Annotated in this window: 8 protein-coding genes; 2 read left to right on the forward strand and 6 right to left on the reverse strand. The window is 54.9% G+C overall.

Features of this window, described 5'->3' with window-relative positions:
- Positions 1-8 precede the first annotated feature (8 nt).
- Positions 9-803 carry an exodeoxyribonuclease III gene (gene xth, locus AVI_RS10535; protein WP_015916348.1) on the forward strand — a complete coding sequence of 265 codons (795 nt, stop codon included), beginning with the start codon at positions 9-11 and terminating at the stop codon, positions 801-803.
- A gap of 23 nt (positions 804-826) precedes the next feature.
- Here xth and exoR read toward each other — a convergent pair whose 3' ends face one another.
- From exoR to AVI_RS10570, 6 genes are all read right to left on the reverse strand, one after another.
- A complete protein-coding gene (gene exoR, locus AVI_RS10540; RefSeq protein ID WP_015916349.1) occupies positions 827-1,642 on the reverse strand; it encodes an exopolysaccharide production regulator ExoR in 816 nt (271 codons plus the stop codon).
- A 706-nt stretch (positions 1,643-2,348) separates the two neighbouring features.
- A complete protein-coding gene (locus AVI_RS10550) occupies positions 2,349-3,290 on the reverse strand; it encodes an outer membrane protein transport protein (protein ID WP_244427782.1) in 942 nt (313 codons plus the stop codon).
- A gap of 762 nt (positions 3,291-4,052) precedes the next feature.
- Positions 4,053-6,896: a valine--tRNA ligase gene (locus AVI_RS10555; RefSeq protein WP_015916351.1), complete on the reverse strand. Its 2,844-nt coding sequence runs from the start codon at positions 6,894-6,896 to the stop codon at positions 4,053-4,055.
- 213 nt (positions 6,897-7,109) lie between these two features.
- Positions 7,110-8,033 (reverse strand): PopZ family protein, encoded by a 924-nt coding sequence (locus AVI_RS10560; RefSeq protein ID WP_015916352.1) that lies wholly within the window; start codon positions 8,031-8,033, stop codon positions 7,110-7,112.
- Positions 8,034-8,338: 305 nt separating this feature from the next.
- The gene (locus tag AVI_RS10565; protein WP_322267440.1) at positions 8,339-9,742 is read right to left on the reverse strand and encodes a TolC family outer membrane protein; all 1,404 of its coding nucleotides are present in this window, start codon (positions 9,740-9,742) and stop codon (positions 8,339-8,341) included.
- Between the two features lie 625 nt (positions 9,743-10,367).
- Positions 10,368-11,021: a protein-L-isoaspartate O-methyltransferase family protein gene (locus AVI_RS10570; protein ID WP_041698063.1), complete on the reverse strand. Its 654-nt coding sequence runs from the start codon at positions 11,019-11,021 to the stop codon at positions 10,368-10,370.
- A 565-nt stretch (positions 11,022-11,586) separates the two neighbouring features.
- On the opposite strand from AVI_RS10570, the gene AVI_RS30520 reads away from it, so the two are divergent.
- Complete coding sequence (locus AVI_RS30520) at positions 11,587-12,102, forward strand: hypothetical protein (protein WP_015916355.1); 516 nt, start codon at positions 11,587-11,589, stop codon at positions 12,100-12,102.
- Positions 12,103-12,497: the final 395 nt, after the last annotated feature.

Raw genomic sequence — 12,497 nt, forward strand, 5'->3', positions numbered from 1 at the left:
GCCTGCCGATGAAAATTGCCACCTGGAACATCAATGGCGTGAAAGCCCGCCTTGCCAATCTCTGCCAATGGCTGGAAAGCTCATCGCCAGACATCGTCTGCCTCCAGGAAATCAAATCCGTCGATGAAGGCTTTCCGCGCGCCGAGATCGAGGCTTTGGGCTATCACGTCGAAACCCATGGGCAGAAGGGGTTCAACGGCGTCGCACTACTGTCAAAAATCAGGCCAGATGAGGTCAATCGTGGCCTGCCCGGCGACGAGGCCGATGAACAGGCGCGCTTTATCGAGGGCGTATTTTCGGTAGCCGATGGCGTGTTGCGGGTCTGCTCGCTTTACCTGCCCAACGGCAATCCCTCCGACGATCCGGTGAAATACCCCTACAAGCTGGCCTGGATGGCGCGGCTGCAACGCTTTGCAGCGGATCGACTTGCGCTGGAAGAGCCGCTGATTCTGGCAGGTGACTATAATGTCATTCCGCATCCGCATGATTGCTTCGACCCGGCGGTCTGGGCCACGGATGCGCTTTTCTTGCCACAAACCCGCGCCGCATTCCAAGCGCTGGAAAATCTGGGCCTGACCGATGCTGTCCGTGCCACGACGGATGCGACGAAGCTTTACTCGTTCTGGGATTATCAGGCAGGTGCCTGGCAGAAGAACAATGGCATTCGCATCGATCACCTTCTGCTCTCGGCGGAGGCCACCGATCGGCTTGTTTCGACAGAGATCGAAAAGCATGTGCGCAGCTGGGAAAAGCCATCCGACCATGTGCCGGTGATCGGTTATTTCAATTTCGTCGCAGCATGAAGAGGATTAGCGGGCCAGCCCGTTCAGGGCTGTTCCTGCACCTGCGGCACGAGCGCCACGGCAACGCGGCGATCCTTTTCATCGGCAAGCGAGAAGGCGCGCTCCTGGAGATCCTCGATCCACGGACAATCCTTCGGCGCACATTTATCAAGCGCCGCCGTCAGGAAGGCGAGGCCACGGGCTGCCTGTCCTTCTTCGAAAATCACATCGCCAAATAGCGCCATGGCGCCCGCATGGCCGTTCTTCCGAGCAAGGTTAAGCCATTTCTTGGCTTGCTGGACGTTGCGTTTGCCGCCCTCGCCCGCTAGCAGCATTTTCGCCAGTTCGAATTGGGCCTCCGGGAAACCAAAGGCGGACGCCGCTTGAAAATAAAGCTGACGGGCCTGGACCAGATCGGACTTAACCGGGCTGCCGGCAATGCCCTGCTGATAATAACTGGCAAGCGAGATCAGCGCATTAACGAAATAGACCGTGTCTTCCGAGCCCGGCTCTACACCCTGGTTGGCAATTTCGGAATAAATCTTGAAGGCTTCATAATCGTTTTTGACGACGCCATCGCCATCGGCATACATATTGGCCAGCGCCCAGCGCGATCCGGTATGACCTTTTTCAGCCGCATACCGATAGGCTTCAACGGCATCCTGCGTCTTGCCGCTCTTTTGAGCGTTGAAGCCGAACTTGAACAGATCGAAGGGACCGGACTCCTTGGAGACACCGGCCTTGAAGTCGAATGCATGGGCACAGCCCGTATAAAACAGATTACCGAGCGCCAATGACAGCAGCAGAAAGGCTGAAGACTGTCCGATTGTCCGCCCCTGATTACCGTAAACCTTAAACATTTCCACGACCAAAGGCCCTTCTACGCACAAGCGAAGGATTTACGACAGCGCCAGAGCCAACAACGTCCGCAGCCGGGTACAGATCCAAATCCCATAAAGAACGCAACCAGATTGAAATCCGGTAAATTATTCTTCGCGTCCTCTCTATTTTCCCCAACATAAAATGCCTTTCGGGCGAGAAAGCGGCCTGAGACCTGAAACTGCGGCCGGTATACTGCTCCACGCCTTTTGCTGTGCCGAATAAGCCGGAGCCTCCTGAAAAACCGAGGTTTTTCATCCGAACCCATCTTCTCTCGATCAAGCAAGCGCAGGGATTGCACACCCGGAACTTCGCAACGAACTTGTGCTGCGCTCTCTTTGTGGCGGGAAATAGACATTTTAGCGCTAAGAGGATTACCATGGAGAGGATATAAAATATGTTGCAAATAAAGCACAGAACGGACAACCAGAGCACAGCAAAATCAGCTATAGTCAGGGCAACGCATCCACCTGTCGAGACCCTCTCCACAGGGCCGCGCGCCATATTTAGCGGACACATGTTCACGATCGCTACGAAGCTCTCAAGGGCGACGTCCGGCATAACGAGGGGACAAGGGGTAAGACATGCTGAAAAGCCTGGGTCGGCTTCGTCGTAGCTCCATTAGGCAAATGGCACGATCGCTCATTTAAGAGCAACCGTGCCATTTCATAGAGTCATGAACTGATATCAGAACTTGATCTGGTAGGAGCTACCGAAGGCATAGGCCCAGTCTCCATTAGCGGTCGCATCATAGGATGCCCCCTTGGAATAGCTTTGGCTCCCGGCGGTGAGGTAGCTGACCCCTGCCCCAACACGCAGATCGCCTGGGCCAAGCTTGATCTCGGTTCCCACACCCAACGTCCAGGTATCGGTCATGATATCGGCGCCATTGCCTACACCCTTGTCCCAGGTGATATTGACGGTACCGGAAACGCGATCATTAAACTTGTGGCCAATGCCCGCCTGGATGGTCCAGCCATCTTTCCAGAAAAAATCGTCCCTCTGGGCGCCGAGGCCAGTAATATTGTAGTTAAGCGTTTGCAAAACGCTCCAGTCCGTCCACTTGACAGAGCCGTAGGCAAGCCAACCGGGTGCGATACCGCTTTGCAAGCTTAGCTTGAGTGATTGAGGCAAGGTGCCATAACCATCGGCAGAAACGGCACCAGTGCCCAGTAGCGCCGACAGGGCACGCGGCGTGAAGTCACCATCGGCCTCTTCCTTGATCTGCGAACGATACATCAGCTGGGCACGCATCGCATATTCGGGAATGTCATAGCCCACACCCAAGCGATATCCGACAGACGAATTATCCTTCAGGTGCAGCGTTCCATAATAGGAATCGGCCGTGTAATCGAAATCCTGGAAGAAACCGCCACCCAACACATAGAGCTTGCCAGGACCAACATCGAAACGCACGGCGCACGTGCCGCCATATTCATTGGTGATGAAATGCTTCTTGGTGTAATAGTTGAAATTGCCTGAAGCAGCCCCGGCCAACTGGTCAGCACGACGTGTATCCGTTCCATAGGTAGAGGATGCGCCGAAGGGCTGGGTATAGGTAAAGGCACAGCCCACTGCATCGGAAATCTGGACCTTGGCGGCAACACTGGGAATCCCAGTAACTGTCACTAAAACTACCGTCAGATGATTTCGATCCGCCCACCGTGTCATATTTACGCTCTGGCGAGACGAAGACAGCGCCAGCGCGAGCCTTGACTTTCCCATCCTCGTAAAGAATGTCGGTATCGGCCTCACCTCGGGAAAAGCCGCCCGCCAGAGCCGCGGTGCTGGAAAGCGCCGTCGCGACCAAAGCCAAAACGCTCAGCGTAATTTGTTTTTTTGACATGTCCCCTCCACACATAGGAATTTTGTTGAATGAAGCCTAACCTATTAAAACTAAATGACAACTTCACGAAACACGATTGCAGCGCACCATATGAATGGATCGTTTTACGTAAGGTCTTATTAACGCCGTAAAATTGACAAATTGAAAGGAACCTTTTGCGTCAAACTAGGATTATCCCCGAGTTTGCGGAATAATATTTTACATTTCTTCGCAACCGTTGCGAAACTGCAACGCAGTCCTTATTCGTTATTCTTGATTTTCCAACGCCATTTTTTGCAGCGCAAAAGCAGCATTCCGCTGGACGATTAAGTCACTGGCGTAAGCTGTTTCACGATCAAAAAACCGAGGGCGTTTCCACCTTCGGGTACAATCACAATGGAAGTGATTTCGGATGGCTACGGCATCCCTCGTGGGTTTTAGATCACACACGGCCACAGAAAACCTGTCTGGTTTTGATTGAACCAGACAGGTTTTCATTTTTCCTATTATCGTTTGTTTTGCTGGGAAACGTGAAACCCACGTTTCCCAAGACAAACTCCAAGAGGTCAACCGGCCTCGTTGACCCGCTGCAGGGCCACGGCCAGCACGCCGCGCTGCTCTTCCAGTTCGGCAAGCCGCTGACGCTCAGCGGCGACGACTTCCGGATCGGCATTGGCGACAAACTTCTCGTTGCCGAGCTTCTTGCGCCCCTTCTCAATATCCTGGTCAACCTTGCCAATGGACTTCTCTAGCCGGGCTCGCTCAGCACCAAGATCGATCAGGCTGCCGAGCGGCAGGCAGGCCGTGGCCTCGCCGACGATCACCTGAGCCGAACCCTTCGGCGCTTCTGGGGCATGGCTGATCTCACCCACCCGCGCCAGACGCTTGATGGCGGCTTCATGGTGCTCCAGCCTGGAGCGGGTAACGCCGTTAGCGCCAACGACTGTGAGCGGTGCGACGGCGGAAGGCGGCACATTCATTTCCGCGCGGGCCGAGCGAATGCCGCTGACCAGATCCACCAGCCAGTTGATATCGGCCGCCGCCTGCTCATCGTTGAAGGTCAGAACCGGCCAATCGGCATGGCACAGCAACGTGTCGCGCTCGACACCCTCACCTGCGGTATGCGCCCACAATTCTTCCGTCATGAACGGCATGAAGGGGTGCAGCAGCTTGTAGGTCTGCTCCAGCACATAGGCAGCGCACGCCTGAGCTTCAGTCTTGGCAACCTCGTCTTCACCGGCAAAGACCGGCTTCAGCAATTCCAGATACCAGTCGCAGAACTGGTTCCAGACAAAGCGATAAAGCGCGCTGGCCGCATCATTGAACCGGAAATGCGCGATGGCCTCCGTGACCTCGCGTTCAGCCCGCGTCAGTTCCGTCAAAATCCAGCGGTTGATGGCCAGAGTCGCCGCTTCCGGCAGGAAGGATGGATCGGACTTCACACCGTTCATCCCGGCAAAGCGGGTGGCGTTCCACAGCTTGGTGCCGAAATTGCGATAGCCGGCAACGCGTGCCGTATCGAGCTTCACATCGCGGCCCTGGGCGGCCATGATGGTCAGCGTGAAGCGCAGCGCATCGGCGCCATATTCATCGATCAGCTCCAGCGGATTGATGACATTGCCCTTGGATTTCGACATTTTCTGACCGTTCTTGTCACGCACCAGCGCGTGGACATAAACGGTTTCAAATGGTTCGACGGGATTGCCCGCTTCATCCTTCATGAAATGCAGGCTCATCATCATCATCCGGGCAACCCAGAAGAAGATGATGTCAAAGCCGGTGACGAGCACATTGGTCGGATAATAGCGCGCCACTTCCGGTGTTTTTTCCGGCCAGCCAAGCGTCGAGAACGGCCAGAGCGCCGAGGAAAACCAGGTATCGAGCACGTCTTCATCGCGGGTGAGGATTTCGCCCGGTTTAAAGTTTTCGATCTTGTCTTCCACGAAAGCCTTCATCGGCCCTTCATGCGACAGATAATGTTGAATGGCGGCGTGAAGCGCCGTTTCCTCGTCCTTTTCGACGAAGACCTGACCATCCGGACCATACCAGGCCGGAATCTGGTGTCCCCACCAGAGCTGACGAGACACGCACCATGGCTGGATATTCTCCATCCATTCGTAATAGGTCTTGTCCCAGTTCTTCGGCACGAATTTGGTACGGCCCTCGCGCACGCTGTCGATGGCGGGCTTGGCCAGCGTCTTGGCGTCCACATACCATTGCTCGGTCAGGCGCGGTTCGATTGGCACGCCGCCTCGGTCGCCATGCGGCACTGTGTGTTTATGCGGCTCGATCTTATCAAGCAGCCCTTCCGCCTCGAAGATCTCGACGATCTTCTTGCGGACGAAGAACCGCTCCTGGCCTTCAAGCTCGGCCCAAACCATCTGCTGTTCACGGCTTGGGGTCAGTCCCTCCAAGAAATCGTCATTTTCGACAATGGTCACGGTCGCATCGATATTGAGGATGTTGATCATCCTCAGGCCCGCGCGCTTGCCAACATCAAAGTCGTTGAAGTCATGGGCGGGTGTCATTTTTACAGCACCCGTACCGGCCGTCGGATCGGGATATTCGTCACCGACAATAGGAATTCTGCGGCCAACGATCGGCAGGATCACATGCTTGCCAATGATCGACTGATAGCGCTCGTCATCGGGATGAACGGCAATGCCGGTATCGCCCAGCATGGTTTCCGGACGCGTCGTGGCGACCACCAGATAGTCGCGGGTCTCCCATTCCGTCGCCTTGCCGTCTTCATCGAAGGCCACGGGGTGCTGGTAGGTCACGCCCTCTTCCAGCGGATAGCGGAGGTGCCAGAGATTGCCATTGACCTCATGCTGTTCGACTTCCAGATCGGAAATCGCCGTCAACAGCTTAGGGTCCCAATTGACGAGGCGCTTGTCCTTGTAAATCAGGCCCTGCTTGTAGAGTGTGACAAAGACTTCCAGAACCGCCTCGGACAGGCCCTCGTCCATGGTGAAGCGCTCGCGCGACCAATCGCAGGATGCGCCAAGCCGCTTCAGCTGGTTGAAGATCAACCCGCCCGATTCGTCCTTCCACTCCCAGACCTTGTCGATAAAGGCATCGCGGCCCATCTCGCGGCGGCCCGGAAGCTGCTTTTCCATCAACTGCCGCTCGACAACCATCTGCGTGGCAATGCCGGCATGGTCCATACCCGGCTGCCACAGCACATCCTTGCCGCGCATGCGCTCGAAGCGGATCATGATGTCCTGCAATGTATTGTTGAGCGCGTGGCCCATATGCAGCGACCCGGTCACGTTCGGCGGCGGGATGACGATGGTGAAGCTTTCCGCACCCGGTTTGGCATTGACACCGGCGCGGAATGCCTCCGCCTCATCCCAGGCCTTGGCGATTTTCGGTTCTACGCTTGCGGAATCATAGGTCTTATCGAGCATGTTCTGACCAGACATTAAGGCCCTACCGGTTCACGGGAACGCGGATGGACGTTGGATTTCATTGTTTTCGTCAACCACGTGGTAAAGCGGACAGGTCGCGCAGTGTCAAGAAAGGAAAGCAAAAAGCCGCCCATTCACAAGGCGGCTTCTGATTGTTCCAGTTCGATGTTTTCGAACGCACGCTTGCCAACAACAACCTGCGGCACGGTCCTCTTAGCGGCGCGGACCACGTGCAATTCGTTCGATTTCTTCGCGCACCAGACGCTCAACCAGCGTCGGCAGATTGTCGTCAAGCCAGTCCTGCAACATTGGCCGCAACATATCCTGGGCGATTTCATCCAGCGACCTGCGCTGCTGACCATCGACGACAGCTGCCAGTTCCTCAAAGGACTTGGCCACCTGCGCACCGGCCTGCATGGACAAAAGCGCGCCTTGTCGAGTATCGCCTTGCGTATCTGCCTCTTCGGCCTGCTCCTGAGGGGCGACCGCAGCCTGGGCCACAGGTTCCGACTGCAATAGAGCTTCGATATGGCGCTGGCTGGCGCTCATGGCTTCCGGTTCGGCGATTCGCGCCTGTGCCATCGGCCGGATCTGCCCCAGAGGCGCCGCTTGCTCCGTAGTAATCTCGCGAAAACCACCAATAGTGTCAGACATGTAGGAAGAGGCCCCACGACCATCGCGAGACTGTGGCTCTTGCTTGGAAAAAGCGGAGGGAAATTCAGAAGGAAACTCGGAAACGCCAGGCTCTTCGCGCCGATCGGACGTGGCGCGCACCCGCGCCGCAAGATCGGCAAGCGAGACCGGCTTTGCAGCATGTCTTGGACTATCTGCTCTTGCGCCATCTGCTATCTGCTGTCCGCCAGCACCGTGATCGACTGCCCCCTCAGAGAAACGGTTTGTAGCAGATGCCGCTAGCTGAACCGGACCTGGCTGGTTGGCCGCAACCGGCAAATCCATGGGCACAGCCTCAACGGAAAACGCATTGCCTGCAATATCCAGTTCGTCCACTTCACTGTCATAACCATAGGCATCATCGAAAGACCGGGCGGGTGCCGGCTCATTGCTTTCGATAATCCGGCGAATGGAGGCCAGGATCTCTTCCATGGACGGTTCACGCGATACATTCGGCTGGGCCATTACATTCCCCATTTGGCTTCAAACCCCATCGGCTTTTGCCATGTGATTCGCTTGACCTTAGGATACCCCTTTGCTCGAGGAAATCGCCTTCAAAAGCTTAAAGCCCAAAATACACAGTTTTATGAGTTCAATCGAGGATTGTTTCGCCAGCCGGGCCGAATTATCCGGGATGAAGGGCATAATACCAAGGCGAGAACATGCTGACGCATCCCCGCCTTGAACGCTTTGCAAATATCTCAAATGCATCCGACGCTTGAGATATTTGCAAAGGGAATACCAACTGCCCTTCTCAATGACCCATTGGTTTACTTGCCGTTGGCAGCCCGCAATCCAAACCACTGGTCCTTGACGGCATCGTAATGCTCTTCTGCATTATACTCCGCCACCTGCAATCCCTGGCTCCTGACCGTCAAGGTGCCGGTTGCCGCCAGCAACGAGTAACTCGCCACCACTTCATTGCGCTGCGCGTTCACCAGGCTTTCCTGCGCGTCGAGCGCGGTCTGCTGCGAGTTCAAAACGTCAAGGGTGATTTTCTGGCCGACATTGCGTTCCTCGATAACGCCTTGCAAGGCGAGCTTTGCAGCAGCAACCTGCTTGCGGCCCGAGGTGATGGCCGCCGTTGCGGCTTGCATCTGGGCAAAAGCGGTCATGATCTGCTTTCGCACGCTCAATCGGGCGTAATCGACTTTCAGTTCCTGCGCACCAACGGTTTCCTTGGCTTTGCGGATCTGACCATATTCCGAACCGCCCTGGTAGAGCGGAATTTTCAGCTGCGCTGTAATCGAGGCCGCGGAATAATCGCGGTCGGTCGACTCGCTGGGATTATCCGTATTGTGCCGATCAAGGCTGCCCTGAATGCTGACGCCTGGAAGCAGGCTGCCTTCAGCCGATTTCACCTGGTATTGCGCCGAGGTTACCGCATGCAGCGCGGCAAGCACGCTGGGATGCTCTCTGATTCCCAAAGCAACGGCCTTGTCGAGATTGGTCGGCATCGCCTTGGTGGCGCGCACAGGCTGACGCACATCCTTCGGCATCTCGCCGACCACCTGCATATAGGATGCTTCGCTCTGTCTCAACTGGGCGATTGCGGAGGCCAGCAGACTGTCGGCACCCGCCAGCTGCGCTTCTGCCTGGCTGACATCGGTTTTGGTGCCTTCGCCCACCTCCAGCCGCGCATTGGCGGCTTTCAGCTGTTCCTTGAGGAAGTTCAGGTTCTGGCGGCGGATACTGACAATCTGCTGGTCCCGCGCCACATCGGCGTAGGCCTGGGCTGCGCCGAGCAGGATCTGGATTTCATCCGCCTTCATACTTTCCCGATTGGAAAGCACGCCCGCTTCCGAGGAGCGCACATTGTTCAGCGTCTGGAATCCATCGAAAATCTGCTGGGTCAATGTCACCTGCACGTCGGATTTATAATAATCCGCCGAATATTTATCCGCTGGGATATTGCCGACCGCGGTGCCATTGAAATTGGCAAAGGAAGACTGAGTGCCGGAGACGGAAAAGCCCAGTTGCGGCCTGTAGCCGGCCTTGGCAATCGTCACGCTCTCATCCGTTGCCCTCAGAGCGGCACGCACCGAGTTCAGATCAGGATTGTTCTTATAAGCCTTCTCCATGGCGCCGAAGATGGTTTCGGCATGCAGCACGGCAGGTTGAAAAAACAGCGGAAGAAATGCTGCGGCATACGCCACGTTACGAAGGCTCGACAAGGATACATCTCCCAACTTTAATTAAGCCAAGGCCCTATCCATCATGGAGGGGCCGGCCCCGAAGGACCGCCTGAATGTTTTACTATCATTCTCATGTGAAGCCGATTCTCTCCAACTTGTCACCAACATTGGAAACGGGCCTCACCCATTCCCGGCACTGCTGACAAGATGACGACAGACTCACCATCAAACGACGACAGCCCTTATTCTAAGGGCCTAGATTGCGTGAAGCTGACCACAAATCATCCTAGGAGAATTCATAGGCTGAGCCCGCAGGTTTACAGGAGTTTGACAAGAGCCTGACAGCTTGCATTTCATGCCGCCCAAAAAATCAATGATGTTAAGAATTGAACGAAAATAACTTTAAAACAAGAAACAGCCACCCGGTCATCCACAACCAAAATGGATATAAATAAAAAACACAACCATTTTACGAGGATGGATGCAGGACCGGTCCGGGGCAATGACAGAAGCCATGCCAATAATGACCAAGGCTCGAAGGTGTGAACCACATCCTCGCCTTGAAGACATTTTGAATATCTCAAATGCTTCATGAACTGAGATATTCAAAATGGATACGAACGATCATTCACAATGACCGTTCGCAAACCTTCTGCCGCGATGATCAGAATACGAATTCGCGCGCTTTTTCAAAACCGGGAAGCGGCTTGATCGAAGCATTGAAAAGCGAGCTTGTCGAAACCGAACCACCGGCCTTGACGAAGACATGGGCACGGACGGCACGGCCGCTACCGACCACTCCAATCAAACGGCCACCGTCACGCAATTGATCGAACAGTGCCGGAGGCACTTCCTCGACCGACCCACTCAGGAAAATCAGATCGTAAGGAGCTTCTTTGGCATAGCCAGCCTCCAGCGGACATTGAACGACCGTGACATTCGCAGCGCCCAGCTTTTCAAGATTGGACTTTGCAGCACTGGCCAGTTGATCATCGCTTTCAACGGCGAAAACCGCACCGGCCAGCCGTCCGAGCAAAGCCGAGACATAACCGGTGCCCGCTCCGATTTCCAGGACCAGTTCGCTGCGGCCAATTTCAGCCAGCTGCAAAAGCTTGGCAAGCGGCGACGGATCCATCAGATAGCGGCCAGGAGCGACCTGAATATCCTCATCGATATAAGCCAGGGCTTTCAGATTGTCCGGCACAAAGGCTTCCCGTGGTACGGACAGAAAAGCCGAAAGCACGGAATGAGAGGTTACATCCGTCGTTCGAATTTGGCCGTCCACCATTTTCGCCCGCGCTGCTTCAAAATCGATCATATCGTTGCCCATTTTACACCGGTTGCGTCTGCCGCGGGACACCGCTGGCAAACAATCCAAAGCCGCCGCCCCGACATGTTCCGAAGCGGCTCCATATCACCGCTCGCCGCGTCTCCGATGACCGAAAACAACGCCGTAGAACCTGAGAGCTGCCACTGCCAAGGGCGCCATCCCCAAAGGGATCACACCATTTGCTATAGCGTGTTTAATCGGCGGCAACGCAGCTTTCAAGCCATGTCGGGCAAGAGCCTCTAAAATCTCTGCCTGCAATGGATCAAGCCCCGCAAAGCCCTTACAGCGCCGTGCGTTTCATAAAACGCACAAAGGACACAGTAACACTTTAAATTTTCTGCATAATTTTCTCCTAAAGCGACTCCGACTTAAGGAACTATGCAGTCGCTTTTCCAACCTGGATCTGAAACGTTCAAGGCCGGAAAGCGTTGCGCATGGAGACATGAAGTTCATCGCAATGAAATTGCATTAAGCACGAATCAACCCAATATTGGTCAAAAAACCCCTAGTAATTCAGTGTATTTTTTCTGCATTCTAGATTACGAGTCAAATCGTGGGGACTGAATCAAAGCAATACCGGGATCAGGCAGCAGGTGCAACGTATTACGACGGCATGACAACATCAAATTTGATGTCGATTGCTGCGGATACATCCTGCGCGAAATTCACCATACCGTATTTGCTACGAATTGAGCATCCCACTCGCATATCAAATGAAATAAACGTTGCAGACGGCGCGACCATGATAAAACCGAGAGACATCGTTGGAAGTTCAATCAAGGAATTGGCCTTCTGCGCACACTACATGCATATAACTTTCTCCAATCACTATCGGCTGACGGCTTCTCTTGCCGCAATCTTTGGTGATGAGCCGAAAGAGAAATATGTCGGTGACATCATCCTGTCCGTCAACGATTGCGGCGAAGGCATGCTCATCCGCTTCCTGCGCCGCTGGCCGCTGCTGATCGGCGCTCCCGACGAGGCAACAGCAAACCCGGCCATCATGACGCTGCGCCACGGATCACAAGTGCTGACCTGGCAATTCGAACACCAGGATGCCGAGATTTAAGACAGAGAGTCATTAAAAATGGCGGCCCGTGTTTTGCGCATGGATGTTATCGTTGATATTGATCCCAGTTAAACGCGACATTCGATAGTATAAATCGCACTATCGAAATAATTTTCGCAAAAATGGAAATAGAACCGGCGGCTCCTGCCCTATAGCTCCATAGCCTGACCTCGTCAGCGAAAACAGCTTATCCTCTCCCCGCTCCGAGCGCGTCATATAGAGCATGTTCAATGCTTGCAGGATCGCAGGCGTCATCCCTGTCGACCAAGGCAAATCCTTCGCATTCACGTCCCGGCCTCCGGCATCGTAAAGCGTCTGCAAGATATAGTGGAGATCACCGTGCTTCATACGCCATTGTTACATGCCGACGCTGATTTGAACAGCCGCAGGTCCCA

It is taken from the genome of Allorhizobium ampelinum S4, assembly GCF_000016285.1.
GTDB lineage: Bacteria > Pseudomonadota > Alphaproteobacteria > Rhizobiales > Rhizobiaceae > Allorhizobium > Allorhizobium ampelinum.